At 66.6% G+C, this 20,863-nt stretch carries 13 protein-coding genes; 5 read left to right on the top strand and 8 right to left on the bottom strand.

Features of this window, described 5'->3' with window-relative positions; genetic code table 11:
- Positions 1-9: 9 nt before the first annotated feature.
- Both MNO14_RS14555 and MNO14_RS14550 read right to left on the bottom strand, forming a co-directional pair.
- Positions 10-2,628: a PAS-domain containing protein gene (locus MNO14_RS14555; RefSeq protein WP_241944406.1), complete on the bottom strand. Its 2,619-nt coding sequence runs from the start codon at positions 2,626-2,628 to the stop codon at positions 10-12.
- 47 nt (positions 2,629-2,675) lie between these two features.
- Positions 2,676-3,842 carry a porin gene (locus MNO14_RS14550; RefSeq protein ID WP_241944405.1) on the bottom strand — a complete coding sequence of 389 codons (1,167 nt, stop codon included), beginning with the start codon at positions 3,840-3,842 and terminating at the stop codon, positions 2,676-2,678.
- A gap of 167 nt (positions 3,843-4,009) precedes the next feature.
- Between MNO14_RS14550 and MNO14_RS14545 the strand changes: the two genes are divergently transcribed.
- The 4 genes from MNO14_RS14545 (at position 4,010) to MNO14_RS14530 (ending at position 10,337) form a co-directional block, all read left to right on the top strand.
- The gene (locus MNO14_RS14545; protein WP_241944404.1) at positions 4,010-5,365 is read left to right on the top strand and encodes a dicarboxylate/amino acid:cation symporter; all 1,356 of its coding nucleotides are present in this window, start codon (positions 4,010-4,012) and stop codon (positions 5,363-5,365) included.
- Positions 5,366-5,409: 44 nt separating this feature from the next.
- Positions 5,410-6,429 (top strand): alpha/beta hydrolase, encoded by a 1,020-nt coding sequence (locus tag MNO14_RS14540; RefSeq protein ID WP_241944403.1) that lies wholly within the window; start codon positions 5,410-5,412, stop codon positions 6,427-6,429.
- A gap of 39 nt (positions 6,430-6,468) precedes the next feature.
- Complete coding sequence (locus MNO14_RS14535; protein ID WP_241944402.1) at positions 6,469-7,953, top strand: porin; 1,485 nt, start codon at positions 6,469-6,471, stop codon at positions 7,951-7,953.
- Between the two features lie 98 nt (positions 7,954-8,051).
- Positions 8,052-10,337, top strand: a complete 2,286-nt coding sequence (locus tag MNO14_RS14530; protein ID WP_241944401.1) for an NADP-dependent malic enzyme — start codon at positions 8,052-8,054, stop codon at positions 10,335-10,337.
- 92 nt (positions 10,338-10,429) lie between these two features.
- Here MNO14_RS14530 and MNO14_RS14525 read toward each other — a convergent pair whose 3' ends face one another.
- From MNO14_RS14525 to MNO14_RS14515, 3 genes are read right to left on the bottom strand one after another with little or no spacing between them, the layout of a single operon-like run.
- Positions 10,430-10,840: a response regulator gene (locus tag MNO14_RS14525; RefSeq protein ID WP_241944400.1), complete on the bottom strand. Its 411-nt coding sequence runs from the start codon at positions 10,838-10,840 to the stop codon at positions 10,430-10,432.
- Positions 10,841-10,846: 6 nt separating this feature from the next.
- A complete protein-coding gene (locus tag MNO14_RS14520) occupies positions 10,847-11,287 on the bottom strand; it encodes a response regulator (protein WP_241944399.1) in 441 nt (146 codons plus the stop codon).
- A complete protein-coding gene (locus MNO14_RS14515; RefSeq protein ID WP_241944398.1) occupies positions 11,284-13,092 on the bottom strand; it encodes an ATP-binding protein in 1,809 nt (602 codons plus the stop codon). The genes MNO14_RS14520 and MNO14_RS14515 overlap by 4 nt, the downstream gene beginning before the upstream one ends.
- Positions 13,093-13,371: 279 nt before the next feature.
- Here MNO14_RS14515 and aceE point away from each other — a divergent pair, with 279 nt between their 5' ends.
- A complete protein-coding gene (gene aceE, locus MNO14_RS14510; RefSeq protein ID WP_241944397.1) occupies positions 13,372-16,062 on the top strand; it encodes a pyruvate dehydrogenase (acetyl-transferring), homodimeric type in 2,691 nt (896 codons plus the stop codon).
- A 973-nt stretch (positions 16,063-17,035) separates the two neighbouring features.
- On the opposite strand, the gene MNO14_RS14505 is transcribed toward aceE, so the two are convergent.
- From MNO14_RS14505 to MNO14_RS14495, 3 genes are all read right to left on the bottom strand, one after another.
- Positions 17,036-17,524: a type II toxin-antitoxin system antitoxin SocA domain-containing protein gene (locus tag MNO14_RS14505; protein ID WP_241944396.1), complete on the bottom strand. Its 489-nt coding sequence runs from the start codon at positions 17,522-17,524 to the stop codon at positions 17,036-17,038.
- Between the two features lie 949 nt (positions 17,525-18,473).
- Positions 18,474-19,862, bottom strand: a complete 1,389-nt coding sequence (locus MNO14_RS14500; protein WP_241944395.1) for a serine hydrolase domain-containing protein — start codon at positions 19,860-19,862, stop codon at positions 18,474-18,476.
- A gap of 318 nt (positions 19,863-20,180) precedes the next feature.
- A complete protein-coding gene (locus MNO14_RS14495; RefSeq protein ID WP_241944394.1) occupies positions 20,181-20,696 on the bottom strand; it encodes a hypothetical protein in 516 nt (171 codons plus the stop codon).
- Between the last annotated feature and the right edge of the window lie 167 nt (positions 20,697-20,863).

Genomic DNA, 20,863 nt, shown 5'->3' with positions numbered 1-20,863 from the left:
CGGCGCCGCTCAGCCGCGCAGCAGCAACTGGGTCATCGCCGCACGCAGCGCCGGCGGCCGCACCGGCTTGGCGAGATAGCCCCAACCCGCCTCGCGGGCGCGTGCGCGCAGATCGGGGTCGGGCTCGGCGGTGACCAGGAGCACCAGCGGCGTGGCCTGCCAGCGTTCGCACAGGGACGTCAGTAGCGTCGGACCGTCGTAGGCGCCCATGCGCACGTCCAGCAGCACCAACTCCGGCGCCTGGCCCGGCGCGGCCGCCGCCAGCGCCGCCTCGGGCCCGTCGGCCAGCGGCACCTCGCACTCCCAGCGCGCCAGCAGCAGCCGCGTGGCCGCGCACACGTGCGGATCGTCGTCGATGCACCACACCCGCCGCCCGCGCAGCGGCGCGTCGTCGGTATCGGCGGTCTCCGGCGCGGGCAGTGGCGCGGCGTCGCCGGGGGCGACCCGCGGCACCGTGACCGAGAACACACTGCCCACGCCCGGTTGCGAGCGCAGGTCGATGCGATGGCCGAGCAAGCGCGCGATGCGCTCGACGATCGACAGCCCCAGACCGACCCCGCGGTCGTCGCCGCCGCCGTCGTCGAGCCGGCGGAACTCCTCGAAGATCTCGCGCTGGCGGTTGGGCGCAATGCCCGGGCCGGTGTCGTGCACCTCGATGCGCAGTGACGCGCCCTCGCGTCGGCAACCGAGCAGGATGCGGCCGTGCGCGGTGTAGCGCACCGCGTTGGACAGGAAGTTCTGCACCAGCCGGCGCAGCAGCATCGGATCGCTGCGCACCCAGGCGCGCGTGGGCACCGCGTCGAGCTGCAGGCCGCGGGCCTGCGCCAGCACACCGGCCTCGCGCGCCAGCGCCTCGAGCACCGGCCCCAGCGGCACGTCGCGCACGTCGGTCTGCAGCGTGCCCGATTCCAACCGCGAGACATCGAGCAGGCTGGTCAGGATGCCGTCCTGCGCCGACAGCGCGCTCTCGATGCTGTCGACGATGTTGCGTGCCTCCGCACCCGGCAAGCGTGCGCGCAACGCCGAGACGAACATGCGCGCGGCGTTGAGCGGCTGCAGCAGGTCGTGCACCGCGGCTGCGGCGAACCGGCCCTTCTGGCGGTTCGCCGCCTCGGCCTCGCGGCGCGCCTGCTCCAGGTCCGCGGTGCGCTCGGCGATGCGTTGTTCCAGCGCGTCGGCCAGCGTGCGCAGTTCGCGCGCGGTGTTCTTGTAGGCGGTGATGTCGGCGTAGCTGGTGACGAAACCGCCGTCGGGCAGCGGATTGCCGCGGATCTCCAGCACCGTGCCGTCGCTCTTCTCGCTCTCGCGCGCATGCGGCTTGCCGCTGCGCAGGTGGTCGAGCCGGCGCTCGATCGCCTCCTCGACCGGACCGGGGCCGAGCAGGCCGCGGCGGGCGTTGTAGCGGAACACGTCCTCGATCGGCGTGCCCACGCGCACCAGGTCGGGCGGGAAGCGGAACAGTTCGATGTAGCGTGCGTTCCAGGCCACGATGCGCAGCCGCGCGTCGATGATGACCACCCCCTGCGGCAGGTGGGCCAGCCGCCGGCTCAGCCCGGTGTCGGCCTCCTGCGCCGCGGCGACCAGCCCGTCCTTGGCGGTGCGCAGCTCCTGGGCGTGCTGGCGCACCAGCGTCTCAAGCTCCTCGCGGCTGCGTCGGCGCAGCGCGCCCAGGCGCAGCCGCTGTTGCGCGAACAGCACCACGAACACCAGCGCGATCCACGACACCCCGGCGATGCCGGCCCACTGCCAGGCCGCGATCGCGATCGGCGTCGCATCCTGCAACAGGTGCAGCGTCCAGTCGGTATCGGCCAGCGGCGTGCGCTGCCACAACCAGCGTCCGGGCATCGCCGGATTGTCGATGCGTGCCAGCGCATCGGCGCCGATTGTGCCCACGAACGGACGCAGCGGCTGCGTGCCGTACTGCCGCGTGGCCTCGAGTTCTTCGCGCGCGCTCGTCGTGAGCGGGGTGAGCAGCCGGTAGCGCCATTCGGGCCTGCTGGCGAGGAACACGATGCCGTACCGGTCGCTGGCCAACATCACGTTGCGCGCGTACGGCCAGCGTTCCTCGTACTGGGTCAGCTCAAGCTTGATGACGATCACGCCGACCGCGCGGCCGTCCGCGTCGCGCAGCGCTTCCGACAGGAAGTAACCCGGCACGCCAGTGGTGACGCCGATGCCGTAGAAGCGCCCGCTGCCCTCGCGCAGTGCCTGCTGCACATAGGGGCGGAAGGCGTAACGCTCGCCGACGTTGCTGCCCAGCGTGCGCCAGTTGCTGGCCGCGATCGCGGTGCCGTCGGCGCCGATCAAAGTCAGCGTGGACGCCTGCGCGGTGCGGTTGGCTTCCTCCAGTCGCCGGTTCAGCCGATCGCGGGTGGGCGCGTCCACGGGGGCTGCGACGGCGGCACGCAGGTCGGGATCGAGCGCCAGCAACTGCGGCAGCGCCCGGTAGCGCTCGATGCGCTGGTCCAGCGCCTGCGCCTGCAACTGCAATTGCTGCTGCGCCAGCGCGGTCTGCTGGCGCAGCGCCGTGTGGCCACCGAGCTGATAGCCCAGCACGGTCGTCGCCACCAGCCCGCCGACCGCGATCGCGGTCGACAGCAGACGGCGGGCGCGGGGCGGGGATCGCATGGGACCAGACTAGCGGCCGACGTGTCGCGAGCTGACGGTGCGCTCGCTCAGAAATGCACCTGCGCACGGAACTCGACCGCATCGGGCGAAGTCGAGCGGCCGCCGCGGGTGGCGTTGATGCGCACGTAGTTGGCCTGCAGCTTGAAATGCGAGGTCAGGTACCAATTGGCGCCGAACGTCCAGTCGTGCTGGCGGCCACCGGCAATGGGGCCGTCGTCGAGGTCGAGCGTGCTGTAGCGCGCGGCCAGTTCCACCGCGCCGTAGCTGCGCGCCGGCTTGGGGTTGGCGACGTTGCCGGCCGAGTACGGCCGGTGCTCGCCAGTGATCAGCCAACTGCCGGCCAGGTACCCGCCTTCGGCGCGGTAGTCGGGCAGGCCGCCGTCGCGGGCGATATCGGCGCGCAGCAGCTCGCCCTGCAGCGAGACCGGCCCCCGGATCCAGATGCCTTCCAGGCCGGTGCGGCGGATGTGGTCGACCGGACCCAGCTCACCCGAGTCGACCAGGCGCACCGGCGTCAGCCCCGCGCCGGGCCGCGCGCGCAGGCGCGCGGTCGGGGCGAAACGGTCGCCGCGCCCATCGGTCCAGGCCTCCGGATTCTCGCGCGAGGCCGCCAGCCCCAGGTGCAGCACGTCGCCGTCGGCCTTGCGCGGCGTCCACACCGCACGCCCGGCCAGGGTCTGTCCGTGATTGTCGCCGTGCAGGTCCTGACCGGCGTAGCCGCCGAGCTGGAACAGCGCGGCCGGCTGCTCGTAGGTCCACTCCACGCCGGTCCGCCGGCCCTGGTAGATCGCCTGGATCGGCGCAGCCAGTTCCATGAATGTGCCGGCGCGCGAGGCGGTCACGCCCTCCAACCCCACCGGCACCTTCATGTAGCCCACGCGCAGCTTGCCCAGGTCGCGGCCCAGGAACGCCTTGCTCTCCACGCGCACGAACACGTCCAGCCAGGTCTTGGATTCGAAGTCGAAATAGACCATCGCATCCCAGACGCCGGCCTTCTTGATCGTTGCGCCGAACTCGCGGCGGCGCAGCCCGCTGTCGTCGCTCAGCCGCGGGTCGCCGCTGAAGTCCACGGTGTCCCAGGCGAAGTTCGCCGTCGCCGAGACCTGGGTGCCGTTGGCGAAGGTGTAGCTGGTCGGCCAGTCGTCGAACTCGCGCCCGAAAGCGGATGAAGAACAGGCGGCGAGTGCGATGAGCAGCGGCAGAGTGGGGCGCATCGGGGACCTCAGGGGATGCAAGGGGGCCGGGCAGTCTAGGCAGTGCGCCCGGCAGATGCACGCGGCGCATAACACCAATGCGCTATCGGCGGATCGGGCGCGCGGGCGTACAACACTGCCTCGCCGAGCGCCCGCATGTCGACGGACGCGCCAACCGGATCCTCCGCATGCACGCCATTCCCGCCACCACGCCGGCCGCCCCGCGGCTGCCGTGGTATCGCCAGTTGTACGTCCAGGTGCTGGTCGCGATCGCGCTGGGCGCGCTGCTGGGCCACTACGCGCCGGTGTTCGCCGAGCAGCTCAAGCCGCTGGGTGACGCATTCATCAAACTGGTCAAGATGATCATCGCGCCGGTGATCTTCCTGACCATCGTCACCGGCATCGCCGGCATGACCCAGCTGCGCACCGTCGGCCGGGTGTTCGCCAAGGCGATGGCCTACTTCCTGTTCTTCTCGACGCTGGCGCTGGTCGTCGGCATGGTCGTCGCGCATGTCGTCCAGCCCGGCGTGGGCATGAACATCGACCCGGCCACGCTCGACACCGCCGCGGTCCAGGGCTACGTGCAGAAATCCCACGAGCTGACCCTGACCGGCTTCCTGCTCGACATCATCCCCGGCACCCTGGTCGGCGCGTTCGTCGACGGCAACATCCTGCAGGTGCTGTTCATCGCGGTGCTGTTCGGCATCGCGCTGGCGCTCACCGGCGAGAAGGGCCGCCCGGTGCTGACGTTCCTCGAAGCGCTGACCACGCCGGTGTTCAAGCTGGTGCATATCTTGATGAAGGCCGCGCCGATCGGTGCGTTCGGCGCGATCGCCTTCACCATCGGCAAGTACGGCCTTGAATCGCTGGTCAACCTGGCGTGGCTGGTGGGCACGTTCTACGTCAGCTCGCTGCTGTTCGTGCTGGTGATCCTGGGCGCGGTGGCGCGCGCCTGCGGCTTCTCGGTGCTCAAGCTGATCCGCTACCTGAAGGCCGAACTGCTGCTGGTGCTGGGCACCTCGTCATCGGAATCGGCGCTGCCGTCGCTGATGGAGAAGATGGAGAAGGCCGGCTGCAAGAAATCGGTGGTCGGCCTGGTCGTGCCGACCGGCTACTCGTTCAACCTCGACGGCACCAACCTCTACATGACCCTGGCCGCGCTGTTCATCGCCCAGGCCACCAACACCGAACTCACGCTGTGGCAGCAGGTCACGCTGCTGCTGGTGGCGATGCTCAGCTCCAAGGGCGCGGCCGGGGTGACCGGTGCGGGCTTCATCACGCTGGCGGCCACGCTGTCGGTGGTGCCCACCGTGCCGGTGGCCGGCATGGCGCTGATCCTGGGCATCGACCGCTTCATGAGCGAGTGCCGCTCGCTGACCAACTTCATCGGTAACGCGGTGGCGACCGTGGTCGTCGCGCGCTGGGAGAACGCGCTCGACCGCGATGCCCTGACCGCCGCGCTCGACGGCAAGCCGGCGCCGGTGATGGCCGCGCCCGATCCGGCCGCCGGCCCCGGCGACCGCGACGTGCTGGCACTCGACTGAGCGCCGGACCGGCGCCATCCATGCTTCACCTCGGGAGGGGACCCATGACCACACCACACCGCTGGGCCGGCGCCATCGCCGGCCTGTTGTTCGCCTGTACCGGCATCGCCCAGGCGCAGACCGCCCCACAGACCGTGCCGCTGTGGCCGGCCGGCCATCTGCCGACCAATGTCACCGGCCCCGAGCAGGTCGGCAACGAAGGCAGCGCGCTGGGCGCGGTGACCCGCATCGCCGAGCCGCGGATGGAGATCTACCGGCCGGCGCAGCCCAACGGCACCGCGGTGCTGATCCTGGGCGGCGGCGGCTACTTCCGCATCCAGGTCGGCACCGCCGCCGCGCCGATGGCGCAGTGGCTGGCCTCGATCGGCACCACCGCCGCCGTGCTGTATTACCGGCTGCCCGGCGATGGCTGGCCGGCGGTGGCACCGTTCCAGGACGGCCAGCGCGCGATGCGCCTGCTGCGCAGCCAGGCCGATGCGCTGGGCATCGACCCGCAGAAGATCGGCGTCATGGGCTCGTCGGCAGGCGCCAACCTCGGTGGCATCCTCGCCACGCGTTTCGACCACGACTTCTATCCCGCCCTGGATGCCGCCGACCGCACCTCGTCGCGGCCCGACTTCCTGGCGATGCTCTACCCGGTGGTGTCGCTGCAGGCGCCGCTCGACACCACCCGCTCGCGTCGCGAGCTGGGCACGCAGCCCGACGCGGTCGCCGCCTACTCGGTCGAATCGCACGTGCGCGCCGACATGCCGCCGGTGTTTCTGGCGCATGCCGCCGACGATCCGATCGCCGATGTCGGCCACAGCCTGACGATGTTCAACGCCACCCGCGCCAAGGGCGTGCCGGCCGAGATGCACATCTTCGAGCGCGGCGGCCACAGCTGGGGCCTGGGGCGACCGGGCGCGCTGGTCGCGCAGTGGCCACGCCTGTTCGCGACCTGGGCGCGCAGCCACGGCTTCATGCAGGACGCGCCGGTCTCGCTGCAGCCGTTGATCGGCAATACCGCACCTGCGCCGGCCACCAACGTGCCGGACGAAGACATCGACGACGCGGACGGCGACTGACCGCCGCGCCCACGCCACTATCCCGGGGGAGGGACACACATGCACCCATTGCGCTCTGCGGCACTCGCTGCCGCCATCGGCCTTGCACTCGGCACGGCCGCCTTCGACGCCACCGCCCAGGACGAGGCCGCGCTGCGGACGCTCGTCGAACAGCAGGCCCAGATGCTGCAGGCCCAGGCCGCCCAGCTCGAACAGCTCAACGCGCGCCTGGCCGCGCTCGAAGCGGGTCGGCCTGCACCGGCGACCGCCGTCGCCACGTCGCCTTCGGCTGTGTCCGCGACCGACGCCCAGGTCGCCGCGGCCGTCGCCGACACCCGCCAGGACGACCTGGCGATCCTGCAGGCACAGGTCGCGCAACTGGCCGCCAGCGGCGGCACCGGCGGCGGCAACACCAGCTGGCGCCGCGGCGGACCGGAGTTCCGCAACGCCGACCGCAGCTTTACCTTCCACCCGCGCGGCCGGGTGATGATGGACTGGTCGTCGACCAACGGCTCGAACTTCGCCGACCGCAACATCGGCGGCACCGAGATGCGCCAGGTGCGCCTGGGCGCCGAAGGCACCATCGGCGCGCTGGGCTACAAGATCGACGCCGACTTCGCTGACAACGACGTCAGCATCAAGGACGCCTACCTGTCGTGGGACACGCGCCTGGGCAACCTGCCGGCCGAGTTCTACCTCGGCAACAAGCTCAAGGACCGCGCGATCGACGCGAGCACCACGCTCACCCGCACGCCCTTCATGGAGCGCAACGCGGTCGCCTCGATCGGCGCGCCCAACAGCGGCTACTTCGGCCTGGGCGCGCAGATGAAGCTCATCGGCCAGAACTGGCACTACAGTCTGGGCTTCACCGGCGACGACATCGGCAACGCCGGCGCCCAGAGCGATTCGCAGACCGTCACCACGCGTGCGCACTGGAACCCGATCAAGCGGGCGCAGGGCTTCGTGCACCTGGGCGGCTGGGCGGTGTACGAGGACTTCGGCCGCGACGTGACCAGCATCAACAAGGTCCCGCGCATCGCCTCGAACTTCAACGACAACGTGCGCGTGTCGGCCAGCTCGATCGCCGACGTCAGCCGCGAGACCATCTGGGGCGCCGAACTCGGTGGCACCTGGCGCAGCGGCTGGGCGTTTGCCGAGTACGCCGAGCGCACGATCGCCTCGCGCACCGCCGACGACTTCACCCAGAAAGCGACCTCGGTCTACGCCGGCTGGCTGCTCACCGGCGAAACGCCCGGATTCAGCGCCCGCTCCGGCGTCTGGGGCACTACCCGCGTCGCGCGCCCGGTCACCGACGGCGGCATCGGCGCCTGGGAACTGGCCGCGCGCTTCGACCGCATGGACTTCACCGACGCCGCGCGCGGCGGCGAGGGCGATGCCTGGACGCTTGGCGTGAACTGGTACCTCAACAACTGGTCGCGGCTGATGCTCAACTACGTGCACTGGACCACCGACAACCAGGTCGGCAGCTACCGCGGCCCGGATTCGGGCAACACCGTCAACGTCCGCGCCCAGGTCGTGTTCTGACCTGTGCGATGCGCACCATCCGCCCGCGTCGGGTCCGACGCGGGCGCGGGGGGTAGAATCACGAGCCTGCCCCGATTCCCATACTCAAGACCAATCTGATGTCCAACGACGATTTCCGCCAGGCCGCCCTCGACTACCACCGCCTGTCGCCGCCCGGCAAGATCACTGTCAGCGCGACCAAGCCGATGCTGACCCAGCGCGATCTCGCCCTGGCCTATTCGCCCGGCGTGGCCTACGCCTGCGAGGAGATCGTCAAGGACCCCAATGCCGCCAGCGAACTGACCGCGCGCGGCAACCTGGTCGCGGTGATCAGCAACGGCACCGCGGTGCTGGGGCTGGGCGACATCGGCGCGCTGGCCGGCAAGCCGGTCATGGAAGGCAAGGGCGTGCTGTTCAAGAAGTTCGCCGGTGTCGACGTGTTCGACATTGAGGTCGACGAGCGCGATCCCGACAAGCTGGTGGAGATCATCGCCAGCCTCGAGCCGACCTTCGGCGGCATCAACCTCGAGGACATCAAGGCGCCGGAATGCTTCATCGTCGAGCGCAAACTGCGCGAGCGGCTGAAGATTCCGGTGTTCCACGACGACCAGCACGGCACCGCGATCATCGTCGGGGCGGCGATCGTCAACGCGCTGGAAGTGGCCGGCAAGCGCATCGAGGACGTCAAGCTGGCGACCACCGGCGCCGGCGCGGCCGGCATCGCCTGTCTGGACATGCTCGTCGCCCTGGGCCTGAAGCCCGAGAACATCCTCGCCTTCGACCGCGACGGCGTGATCCACACCGGCCGCGAACACCTCGACGAGGCCAAGGCCCGCTACGCCCGCGACACCCCGGCGCGCACGCTGGCCGAGATCGTCGCCGGCGCCGACGTGTTCCTCGGCCTGTCGGCCGGCGGCATCCTGACCCCGGAGATGGTCGCCACGATGGCGCCGCGCCCGGTGATCCTGGCGCTGGCCAACCCGTACCCGGAGATCATGCCCGAGGACGCCAAGCGCGCCCGCCCGGACGCGATCATCGCCACCGGCCGCTCGGACTACCCCAACCAGGTCAACAACGCGGTCTGCTTCCCGTACATCTTCCGCGGCGCGCTGGACGTGGGCGCCACCGGCATCAACGAGGCGATGAAGCTCGCCTGCGTGCACGCCATCGCGCAGCTCGCCAAGGAAGAAGCCAGCGACCTGGGCACCGCGTATGGTGAGGAGATCCCCAGCTTCGGCGCTGAGTACATCATCCCGCGCCCGTTCGACCCGCGGCTGCTGACCATCGTCGCCCCGGCCGTCGCCCAGGCCGCGATGGCGTCGGGCGTGGCGCTGCGTCCGATCGAGGACATGGCCGCCTACCGCGAAAAGCTCGGCCAGTTCATCCACCGCACCGGCCTGGTCATGAAGCCGGTCTACGACCGCGCCCGCGGCGACCGCCAGCGCGTGGTCTACGCCGAGGGCGAGGAGGAAGTGGTGCTGCGCGCGGTGCAGACCGTCGTCGACGAAGGCCTGGCGACCCCGATCCTGATCGGCCGCCCCGACGTCATCGACATGCGCATCAAGCGCCTGGGCCTGCGCCTGGTCGCCGGCCGCGACTTCGAACTGACCAACATCAACGACGACCCGCGCTTCAACGAGTACTGGCAGCACTACCACGCCATGACCTCGCGCCGCGGCGTCACCCCCGACTCGGCCAAGAACCTGCTGCGCTCGCGCCCGACGCTGATCGCCGCGATCATGGTCGAGCGCGGCGAGGCCGACGCGATGATCACCGGCATCGTCGGCCGCTTCCACAAGAAGCTCGGCTACGTGCGCAGCGTGCTGGCGCTCGACCCCGGCCTGCAGAGCACCTCGGCGATGACCGGCGTGGTCAACGACCAGGGCCTGTGGTTCTTCGTCGACACCCACGTCCAGCCCGACCCGACCGCCGAGCAGATCGCCGAGAGCACCATCCAGGCCGCTTACCGGCTGAAGCTGTTCGGCATCGAGCCGAAGATCGCGCTGCTCTCGCACTCCAACTTCGGCAGCCACGACGACCCCAGCGCCCGCAAGATGCGCGACGTGCGCGAGATCCTCGTGCGCCGCGCGCCCAGGCTCGAGTTCGACGGCGAGATGATGGGCGACACCGCGTGGGACGAATCCCTGCGCCGCCGCATGCTGCCCGACACCACGCTGAGCGGCCGCGCCAACCTGTTCGTGTTCCCGAACATCGACGCGGCCAACATCACCTACAACATGATCCGGGTGATGACCGGCGGCGTGGCGCTGGGCCCGATCCTGATGGGCGTCAACAAGCCCGCGCACATCCTGACGCCCTCAGCGACCCCGCGCCGCGTGATCAACATGACCGCGATCGCCGCCGTCGACGCCCAGATCCGCAAGGCCCAGCAACAAGGCGCCTGACCGGCGCCCGTCACCTCCCCCGCATCGCGGGGGAGGTCGACACGCGCAGCGTGTCGGGTGGGGGCATGGCTTTGCGCGCAGCCCCGCCACCCTCACTCCGCCTCGCTGTCCCCCATCGCCAGCACCTGGGCCAGCGCCGCCGGCAGGCGGTCGAGCTGGTCCTTGTGGACCAACGCATCGCCTTCGGGCATCACATCGCCCGGCAGGCCGTAGGCCGAGCCGGTCATGAACACCACCGGCACCCCGGGACGCAGCCGGCGGGTGAGCGCTAGCGCTTCGGCGCCCGAAAACCCCGGCAGATTGACGTCCGACAGCACCACGCGGGGCGCGAAGGTCTCCAGCGCCTCCACCAGCCCCGCTTCGCTATGGACCCGCCGGGTCTCGACCGCCAGTCCCGCGTCGCGCAGAGCCAGTTCGGCGAGCTCGGCATCGTCGCGCGAATCGTCGACGATCAGCACACGCAGGCGTCCGGCCCGCGCATCGCGTCCCTCATCCTCCCCCATGCGGCCTCACTCTTCCTCGGGCACTTCGTTGAGCACGGCCCAGAACTTGCCGAGCGTGCGCACCGCGTCGAAGAACTGGTCGACGTCCACCGGCTTGACCACATACGCGTTCACGCCCAGATCCCAGCTGCGCGCCAGGTCGCTTTCCTCGCGCGAGGACGACAGGATCACCACCGGCATGCGCTTGAGCGTCTCGTGGTCGCGCAACTGCTTGAGCACTTCCAGGCCGTCCATGCGCGGCATCTTGATGTCGAGCAGCAGCACCGCCGGGTCGCCCTCGGCGCGATCGGCGAACTTGCCGCGGCGGAACAGGTAGTCCACCGCCTCGACGCCGTCCTCGACATGCACGATCGGGTTGGCGAGATTGGCCTCACGCAGCGCATCGATCGCCATCTCGGCATCGTGCGGGCTGTCCTCGGCGAGAAGGATGGTGCGGATTTCGCTCATTGCTGTTTTCCTGGTGAGGACAGAAGGCCCGGCTCCTGGGTGGAGGCGGGGAGGGTGAAGTGGAACGTGGCGCCCTGGCCCGGCGCCGACTCGGCCCAGATCCGCCCGCCGTGGCGGCCGAGCACGCGGCGCACGCTGGCCAGGCCGACGCCGGTGCCGGGGAACTCGCTGGCCGAGTGCAGACGCTGGAACACACCAAATAGCTTGCCCGCGTACTGCATGTCGAACCCCGCGCCGTTGTCGCGCACCGCGAACGCGTAGCCGCCGTCCTCCAGCCGCCGGCAGGCGACCTCGATCTTCGACGGCTCGCTGCCGCTGCTGTACTTGACCGCATTGCCCAGCAGGTTCAACCACACCTGCCGCAGCATGTTCTCATCGCCCACCACGATCGGCAGCGGCGCGATCGTCCACTCGATGCGGTGGTCGGGATTCTCGGCCTTCGCGTTGCTGTCGAGCATCGCGCGTGCATCGGACACCAGCGTCTGCAGGTCCACGCTCTGCAGTCGCAGCGCACTGCGGCCCAGGCGCGAGTACACCAGCAGGTCGTCGATCAGCGTGGACATGCGCCGCGCCGAACCGCCGATCACGTTGAGATAGTGGGTGCTCTTCTCGTCGATGTTTTCGCCCAGATGGCGCCCCAGCTTGTCGGCGAAGCCGGCGATGTGCCGCAGCGGCGCGCGCAGGTCGTGGGAGACCGAATAGCTGAAGGCCTCCAGTTCGCGATTGACGTCGGAGACCTGCTCGATCTTGCCCTCGAGCTGCTGGTTGAGCTCGCGGATCTGCCGCTCGCTGATGCTCTGCGTGGTCACGTCGGACGCGGTGATCAGCGCCACGGTGTCGTCGCGGTCGGGCAGCGGCATGCGCCGGGCGTTGAGCAGCATCGTGCGCTCCACGCCATCGGCGGTCGACTGGCTGAGACGGTAGTCCCACAGCTCGCGGTTGCGTGCCAGCACATCGTGCAGCCGGCGCAGCGTCTCGGCATCTTTCCAGGCACCGTCGCCGATCTCCGACAGCGCACGCCCGCGTGCGTCCTCCTCCACGCCGTAGAGCTCGGCAAACGCCGCGTTGTGCATCACCACCCGTTGCCGGCTGTCGACCAGTACGATCGGTTCGCGCACGCTGTCGAGCACTGCAAGCGCCCGGCTGCTGGCGTTCATCGCCTGCCGCTCAGCCACCACGCGGCCGGTCTGCTGGCGCAGCGCGAAGTAGCTCGCCGCCGCCAGCAGCAGCAACTGCACCACCATCGCCGCCCAGCTCGACAGCTCGGCATTGCGATTGGCACGCGCAGCCACGGCCTTGCGGTCCAGCAGCAGCGCCTCTTCCTCGGCCACTGCTTCCGTCACCAGCCGCTGGATCGGGTAGAGCACGATCATCTCGTCGATTTGCCGGTTGGTCGCCGCCTCCTCGGCGGCGATCACCTGGTCGATCCGCGCCAGGCGCTGCTCGAGCATGTTGCGCAGCGCGCCCAGCCGCGCCTGCTGCGCCGGGTTGTCCTGGGTCAGTTCCAGCACCGCCTCGACATTAGGCAGGATCCGCTCGCGCGCATCGCGGATGCGCTCGCGCAGCAGCGGCGAATCGATCCCGCGAGTCAGCGCGATCGCCGCCGCCTCCAGGCTGCGCGCATCGGCCGAGACCGCCTGCACCAGCGTCTGGATCTCGCGGGTGTGCACCACCTCGAGCGTGGCCTCTTCGGCCTCGCCGATCGCCGCGCGCATGATCAGGAACGGACCGACCACGATCAGCACGATCGCCACCCCGAGCGCAGGCAACTGCCAACGGCTGGAACGCGAGGCGGTATGGGGCATTGGGATGGGCTCGGGCGCGGGCGGGGGGCCGCAATCATGCCGCATCCTCCCCTGAACACGGGATCATGGCGGACGGCCGGGCCGCCCGCAATCGGGCAATGGCTGCGCGGTCCTCGCGCCCCGTCCGGCAGACGCGCCCGACCCCGGCAGGCATACCGCTGGAACGCGCTGTCCCCGACCCCCGCAACCAGCACGCCCGGCAGAACGCGCCTGTTAGAATCGACCGTTCGACAACGACCCCTTGCACGCGGCCGTGCGCGCCGCGCTGGAGCACATCTGATGAACTGGCTGAACGACGTCCTGCAGAACGACCCCGATCCGACCGAGACCCGCGAGTGGATCGAGTCGCTCAAGGCGGTCATCGACGTCGGCGGCCCCGAGCGCGCGCACCAGCTGCTGGAGAACATGGTCGAGCTGACCCGCCGCGCCGGCGCGCACCTGCCGTTCGCGCCGACCACCGAATACGTCAACACCATCCCGGCCCACCTCGAGCCGAAGATGCCTGGCAACAGCGACCTGGAATGGCGCATCCGCTCGATCATCCGCTGGAACGCGATGGCGATGGTCGTGCGCGCCAACCGCAAGCCCGGCGACCTGGGCGGACACCTGGCCAGCTTCGCCTCCAGCGCCACGCTCTACGACGTGGGCTTCAACCACTTCTTCCGCGCCCCTTCCGCCGATCACCCGGGCGACCTGATCTGCACCCAGGGCCACAGCTCGCCGGGCATCTACGCCCGCTCGTTCCTGGAAGGCCGCATCAGCGAAGAGCAGATCGACCACTTCCGCATGGAAGTCGACGGCAAGGGCGTCTCGTCCTACCCGCACCCCTGGCTGATGCCCGACTACTGGCAGCTGCCGACCGTCTCGATGGGCCTGGGGCCGATCGCGGCCATCTACCAGGCCCGCAACTGGAAGTACCTCGAAGCCCGCGGCCTGATGCCCAAGTCCGACCGCAAGGTCTGGTGCTTCCTGGGCGACGGCGAGACCGACGAACCCGAGAGCCTGGGCGCGATCTCGGTGGCCGGCCGCGAAGGCCTGGACAACCTGGTGTTCGTGGTCAACTGCAACCTGCAGCGCCTCGACGGCCCGGTGCGCGGCAACGGCAAGATCATCCAGGAACTGGAAGGCCAGTTCCGCGGCGCCGGCTGGAACGTCGTCAAGACGATCTGGGGCAGCTACTGGGACCCGCTGCTGGCCAAGGACAAGGACGGCATGCTCAAGAAGCTGATGATGGAGACCGTCGACGGCGAGTACCAGAACTGCAAGGCCTTCGGCGGCGCCTACACGCGCGAGCATTTCTTCGGCAAATACCCCGAGACCGCCAACCTCGTCGCCAACCTCAGCGACGACGACATCTGGCGCCTCAACCGCGGCGGCCACGACCCGCACAAGGTCTTTGCCGCCTACCAGAACGCGATGGACACCAAGGGCCAGCCCACGGTGATCCTGGCCAAAACCGTCAAGGGCTACGGCCTGGGCAGCGCCGGTGAAGCGCTCAACCCGACCCACAACACCAAGAAGCTCGACGACGATGCGGTGCGCACGTTCCGCGACCGCTTCAAGATCCCGGTCTCCGACGCCGCGCTCAAGGACGGCGATATCCCGTTCTTCCACCCCGGCAAGGACTCGGAGGAAGTGCAGTACCTGCTCGAGCGCCGCGAAAAGCTGGGCGGCTTCCTGCCGCAGCGCCGCCGCAAGAGCACCGAAAGCCTCAAGGCCCCCGAGCTCAAGGTGTTCGACCGCCTGATGCAGGCCACCGGCGAGCGCGAGATCAGTACCACGATGGCGTTCGTGCAGTCGCTCTCGGTGATCCTGCGCGACAAGCAGGTGGGCCCGCGCGTGGTGCCGATCGTCGCCGATGAGGCGCGCACCTTCGGCATGGAAGGCCTGTTCCGCCAGCTCGGCATCTACGCCCCGCAGGGCCAGAAGTACAAGCCGGTGGACCGCGACCAGCTGATGTACTACCGCGAAGACGCGGCCGGCCAGGTGCTGGAAGAGGGCATCACCGAAGCCGGCGCGTTCGCCAGCTGGATGGCCGCGGCCACCAGCTACAGCACCAACGACCTGCCGATGCTGCCGTTCTACATCTACTACTCGATGTTCGGCTTCCAGCGCATCGGCGACGCCGCCTGGCAGGCGGCCGACATGCGCGCCCGCGGCTTCCTGCTCGGCGCCACAGCGGGGCGCACCACGCTCAACGGCGAAGGCCTGCAGCACGAAGACGGCCACAGCCACCTGCTCTCGGGCGCCATTCCCAACTGCCGCAGCTACGACCCCACCTTCGCCGGCGAGGTCGCAGTGATCCTGCAGTACGGCATGCAGCGCATGCTCGACGAACAGCGCGACGAGTACTTCTACATCACCCTGATGAACGAGAACTACCCGCACCCGGCCGTCACCCCCGAGGCCGCCGAGGGCATCATCAAGGGCATGTACCTGCTCAAGGACGCGGGCAAGGCCAAGAAGGGCGAGCAGCGCGTGCAACTGATGGGCTCGGGCACCATCCTGCGCGAAGTCATCGCCGCCGCCGAACTGCTGGACAAGGACTTCGGCGTCACCGCCGACATCTGGTCCTGCCCCAGCTTCACCGAGCTGCGCCGCGACGGCTTCGACGCCGAGCGCTGGAACCGCTTCAACCCCGAAGCCAAGACCCGCCGCAAGCCCTACGTGACCGAACAGCTCGAAGGGCGCCCCGGCCCGGTGATCGCCGCAACCGACTACGTCCGCGCCTTCGCCGACCAGATCCGCGCCTTCGTACCGCACACCTACACCGTGCTCGGCACCGACGGCTTCGGCCGCTCCGACACCCGCGCCAACCTGCGCCGCCACTTCGAGGTGGACCGCCACTACATCGCCCAGGCGGCGATCGACGCGCTGGCGAAGGATGGCAAGATGACGGGGAAAGACGTTGCCAGGGCGATCAAGCTGTATAAGATCGATCCGGAGAAGGCGAACCCGGTTGGGGTTTGATTTTTTCGCACGAATCGGCGAGAAAGGCGGCTTAGGCCGCCTTTCTTATTCGTGTCGCGGCGGCAAAGATCAAGCGAAAGTAGGATAGAGTGATATTCCACTAAATCCACAGCGCGACTGAAGCGCGAATTTTTGATCGAAGTATGAAGCGGAACAGGCGATTCTATAATTCATTGCTTGTGACAAATTCTAGCGGATGCTAGAAGCTGCCGAGTTCTAAATTTACTCCGGATCCTATTCGAAAAGTCCCAGTTGATCAGCGTCGTCGTCTGGTCGTCTAACTGCGACGGCATCGCTCACTACGGAATTGCTCAGTTCACTTTGGGCTAATTGAAAGCCACGAACGAAAACCATTAGCATTTCATCTCGCTGCTGCTTGCTTACTCGCGGGATTTCGCTGCCAGCGAGGACCTTTAGCGATCGGTTAGATCTGGGGTTTTTAGCGCTGAAATCTAGGAAAGAGAATTTTGCTGAATCCAGGTCTGGATCCTGAGCGAGGATGTCGTCAATGACAGTTATGAATAAGGAAAGTCGTTCCTTGTCGAGCGGATTGGACCGCCAGAAGCTGAACCAAGGAAGATGTATAGACCCGGCCGATCCGTAAATAAATGGGGGGCTGAAAGGTATAGAAATACCTCGTCCAACTGGGTAGAAGCGCCTGGCAACTTGCGTCACAAAATTGATTTCGGCGTTCTCAAAGTGATCTCGCACGAGCGGAAGTAAGCTCAGAAAGTTGCTTCGCACGTCTTCGCGTCGAACTTTCGAGGTCACGGAGTGCACGACCTGAGCATAGGGTACTTTCAGGTGGATCAAGTCTCGCACAAGTTCGAAAACAATCTCGTAGCTAAAAGTTGGACTGTTCCTTACAAGCGCAACTAATGCTTTCTGAACTCGAACGGGATCTGGATGCCAAACGCGTGCGAGGTGTTGAAGTGAGGGTACTTTTAGCTTCGCCATTGCTGGATCCTAGACGTTAGAATGGAGCCCTGAGTGACGAGAAGTACTTTCCGATATCCTCGTTGGACATGCGCATTCCAGGATTTATGGTTCCGCTGTGGTTCCATACCTTATCCCAAGGTCCGTCGGGCGCATGACTCATTTCAACCAACGTGCCTGGACGTAACCTTGAATAAAATCGGGTGGACTCACGGACTATCTCTTCAATTTCGGGTTCTAATTTTGCCCGTATCTCTATTCTATTGCCTGAAATTGGATCTAGCTGCTTCGCTCGAATTTTGATAGGCGAGCGGTCGCAAGATCTAAATTCTCTGTATACATGTTGAAGTACAGGGCCGTACTGCCAGGCTTCAAAATCTTGCTTGATGAGTGGCTTGCCTAGTTTTGCAATGCACCAACCGTGACAGAAAAAAATAATCTTCTGTAAAGACAGATTGGTTACTTCTCTCCCGTTGGAGTCGGCTATGTCTAGAATCATATTGGCGATTGCACGGCCATCGTTCATGAGTAGGTCCATCTTCCTAGATTAAAGTTAATGTTCGTGGCGCGTGCTCACGAGGGATCCCGTAGTTGGGTCGAGAAGGCACGATTCTTGATCAGAAGTGGCCCCAGTTTCAGAACCTCTGTGTCGAAGGCATTTCGGAATGAGACCATATTCGGTTGTTCTGAGCAATCAGTGTCACTGCTGCGATCAGTGACTGAGAGAAGGCGTGGCCAGATCATCCCTCTGTGAAGCTGTTCCAGCCGCAAGCTTAGCCTTTCCGCAACGCTGCTGTGCCGTGGCAAGCAGCTGCATGACGAATCTAGCCTTTTCGAATTGTTGTCCGTGGTGCCAGCGCAGAGAGAGCCCGGGACTTCTCCTAAGGGCATACAGCAGCCTACTGGAGCCAGAAGTTGAAGGATGCTTCGAATTGATGGGCTTGGATGGTGACTGATATCGAACTGGGCTGGTGGAGCACGTCCTTAGCCGCTGTGGCCGGAATCTAGTTGCAGTCCCGGCTTCACTCATTGGTGAAGTTCTCGGTGACGGGCAGGCCCTTAGATCGACGCTAACTTGCCAGCTCGCCGCTGACGAAGCCTATGCTCCATATTGCATTGGTGCGGTTGCCAACGACAGTGGCTGGCGACCCCGCGACTCTCTCGGCGGCCTGACGCCCGTCGAGTACCGCAACCGAAAGGCTGAAATTTCTACGTTTGAAGTGTCCGCTTGACCGGGGGGCTTACGCCGCCAGCCCGGTTCGCTGCCAAGCACCGAGCCCAACAGCTGCAGATCGAAGTACCCTTCAACTCCGGACTCTCCCAGTAGCTGTTAGTACGGCTGCCGGGGGCAGGTCACTGAAAATCGACTCGTCTTCATGGGCTCTTCTTCGGGCGGAAACCATCTTCCTAGAAATCAATGTCTCGGAGAAAGCGGGCAGGCCACAGCTTCAATCTTGCCGCATGCGCGCCCAGCCTCAGTCCTCATCTGCCTCTCCCGGCCCAGAGGGTGGCGACAGATGCCAATGCAGCCGAGCCAGCAGGCGATCGCAGACAGGCGGGTCGCGATTGCTGAGGCAGACCATGGTCATGTCATTGGTCGGGTAGATCGAGAGAGCGGCGCTGTTGCCGGGCGCACCGCCGCCATGTCCCCAGTGCGGGAACTCGTCAGGGCCCGAGGAAATGAAGCCGTAGCCATACCAATCGGTCTGCTGCTTGATAGCTTCGGCCAGTAGCGGCAGCGGGATCAGCTTGCCGGCTTTAAGCGCTTGGACGAATCGCACTTCGTCGTCTACGGTCGTGACACCGCCGCCAGCAGGTGTGCCGCGCCATGGAAGCTGATCGGCGCTCTGCACCAGCGTGCCGTCCTCGCGCTGCGTGTAACCTCGCGCAACGCCATCCATTTGCTCCAGAGTCGGGAAGCGTGTGGCGGACATGCCAGCCGGCGCAAAGACATGCTCGCTCAGATAATCGTAGAAGCCCTGGTCGCTGGCTGCCTCCACGATTGCGCCGAGCAGCAGGAAGCCATAGTTCGAGTACTCGAACGCTGATCCCGGCGGAAACTCCGGTGCGCGGTTGCCGTTGAGCTTGATCAGGTCGGCGATGGATCGCACCCAGGCGCGGTTGGCGTCTTCGTCCGGCTGCAGCACGCCGACGTCACCCGCGCCGCCCTGATGCGAAAGCAACTGCCTGACGGTGACGGCCGCCATCGCCTCGTTGGGGTAGTCCTTCAGATACTTGCCGATTGGATCGTCCAGTCCGATCTTGCCGGCGGCGACCAGTTGTAGCACCGCCACCGCGGTGAACATCTTGCCTTGCGATGCGAACAGAAATGGCGTGTCCAGTTGCGCTAATGTGTTGTCTTCGCGGTTCGCTAATCCGAAAGACTTGGCGTAGAGGCGTCGACAATTTTGCTCAATGACGAGCGCACCCGAGAAGCGATCAGCTGCCGCCAACTGTGTGGCAAAGGCGTCGAATGCGTCGAGCGCTTCATTCGGAGAGATTGGCAGTGGCTCTTGCGTGATGTGGTGGAGGCGAAGCGACGCTGCGTCGTCGACTTCCACGGTGATGCGTCTTTGCACAGGAAAGCTACGCTCCTGCGTCAAAACGACGAATTTCAATGGATCCCTGTGTTCGATCTTGACCACGTCCAGGCCGCCCGTCTCTTCTCGGCTGTCGAGTAGGTACTCGATGTTGTGGTCGGGCTCACCGAAACGCCGTGCGTTGAACTCGGTCAGCGCAACGCGATCGTTGCGGTTGAACGCACTCAGCCATTCTTCAAACGCTGTCTCGGCCGGCGGCTTCGCCAGGGCCTGTGCGATCAGGCACGAGGACAACACTGTCAACACGTTGAAAAGAATCCGCATTCGTATCTTCTCCCTGCCCATGGTCACCCGAAGCCAGCGCGTGATGGATCCCTGCTCGACTCCACCCTAGAAGCGAGAGAAGTGCAGGTCGCTTAGAAGCTAGTGAACGTCAGGAATCGCCGAGCATAGTGCCGAAGCCTCAAGTAGCGTGATAACTGACAGCTTTCGCCCCACCGTATCTCACACATGATGCTCTTTGCTCGTAGGAACACGCCAGCTGCGCGATGCGAAGGAATCGGATTCACGCGCTGGCTTTATGTCGCCAGCGGTTGGAGGCGGTACTCAACTTCGGGTAAGGCCCCGCATCATCAGGAGCGTTCAGCAGTAAGAAGCATCGTGCTGAGGATCCTGGACCCTATAGCGTGACGCAAGTAAGGGTGTTGCTTCGATCCCGAGAAGGTGGAGCAGCCGATGTCCCAGCGCATTCGAAATGCTTGCGAGATAGCAGCTTGGGTTGCTGTAGCCATTGCTGCGTATCGGGGAATGGCGGGCGGGCAGCAGAGGGCCGATGGTGGCTACATGCTCTGTCGGCCGGAGCGGCTTGGGAACTGGCGTGAAGTACGCGCTGACGAGCCAACCTTCGTTGGCCCAAGCGTCGCCCGCCTTGCCGAATTCGGTTGGCTTTGGGCTGGCGGACGCGGCTTCGGTCACTTGACCAATGGCGCCGATCTGGCCATCGGCATACGAGAACACCAGATCGCCGGGACGCACGAGTGTCATGTTCTCGTACGTTTGGTTGAACGCGCCGTTGGCGTTGCGGAACGGCGACCAGAGGTAGCCTCCGCGGACTTCAAGGTCGCGTGTCTGCTTGTGATTGACCCACCAGAACGCCATTAGCACCTCCCCTCGAAGGAGGATAGCGCGTTCCTTCGGCCGCGGCGGTGTCGTACGAGATGGGGGACTGCCCAGGCATTGTGGTTGTCGTCCATGGCACGGCCACCTCCGCTAAAGGCGCCAGCAGCCGGGGTGCTCCTTGCCCCGGCCCGCGCGTCTGGCGACTG

The organism is Luteimonas sp. S4-F44 (assembly GCF_022637415.1).
Classification (GTDB): Bacteria; Pseudomonadota; Gammaproteobacteria; order Xanthomonadales; family Xanthomonadaceae; genus Luteimonas.
The sequence above is the reverse complement of the archived record's forward strand: the minus strand, read 5'-3'. Positions and strand labels throughout refer to the sequence as shown.

Excerpts from the sequence above, each read along its gene's own strand:
- MNO14_RS14555 (WP_241944406.1), bottom strand. The coding sequence starts at position 2,628 with ATGCGATCCCCGCCCCGCGCCCGCCGTCTGCTGTCGACCGCGATCGCG.
- MNO14_RS14550 (WP_241944405.1), bottom strand. The coding sequence starts at position 3,842 with ATGCGCCCCACTCTGCCGCTGCTCATCGCACTCGCCGCCTGTTCTTCA.
- MNO14_RS14545 (WP_241944404.1), top strand. The coding sequence starts at position 4,010 with ATGCACGCCATTCCCGCCACCACGCCGGCCGCCCCGCGGCTGCCGTGG.
- MNO14_RS14540 (WP_241944403.1), top strand. The coding sequence starts at position 5,410 with ATGACCACACCACACCGCTGGGCCGGCGCCATCGCCGGCCTGTTGTTC.
- MNO14_RS14535 (WP_241944402.1), top strand. The coding sequence starts at position 6,469 with ATGCACCCATTGCGCTCTGCGGCACTCGCTGCCGCCATCGGCCTTGCA.
- MNO14_RS14530 (WP_241944401.1), top strand. The coding sequence starts at position 8,052 with ATGTCCAACGACGATTTCCGCCAGGCCGCCCTCGACTACCACCGCCTG.
- MNO14_RS14525 (WP_241944400.1), bottom strand. The coding sequence starts at position 10,840 with ATGGGGGAGGATGAGGGACGCGATGCGCGGGCCGGACGCCTGCGTGTG.
- MNO14_RS14520 (WP_241944399.1), bottom strand. The coding sequence starts at position 11,287 with ATGAGCGAAATCCGCACCATCCTTCTCGCCGAGGACAGCCCGCACGAT.
- MNO14_RS14515 (WP_241944398.1), bottom strand. The coding sequence starts at position 13,092 with ATGCCCCATACCGCCTCGCGTTCCAGCCGTTGGCAGTTGCCTGCGCTC.
- aceE (WP_241944397.1), top strand. The coding sequence starts at position 13,372 with ATGAACTGGCTGAACGACGTCCTGCAGAACGACCCCGATCCGACCGAG.
- MNO14_RS14505 (WP_241944396.1), bottom strand. The coding sequence starts at position 17,524 with ATGAACGATGGCCGTGCAATCGCCAATATGATTCTAGACATAGCCGAC.
- MNO14_RS14500 (WP_241944395.1), bottom strand. The coding sequence starts at position 19,862 with ATGCGGATTCTTTTCAACGTGTTGACAGTGTTGTCCTCGTGCCTGATC.
- MNO14_RS14495 (WP_241944394.1), bottom strand. The coding sequence starts at position 20,696 with ATGGCGTTCTGGTGGGTCAATCACAAGCAGACACGCGACCTTGAAGTC.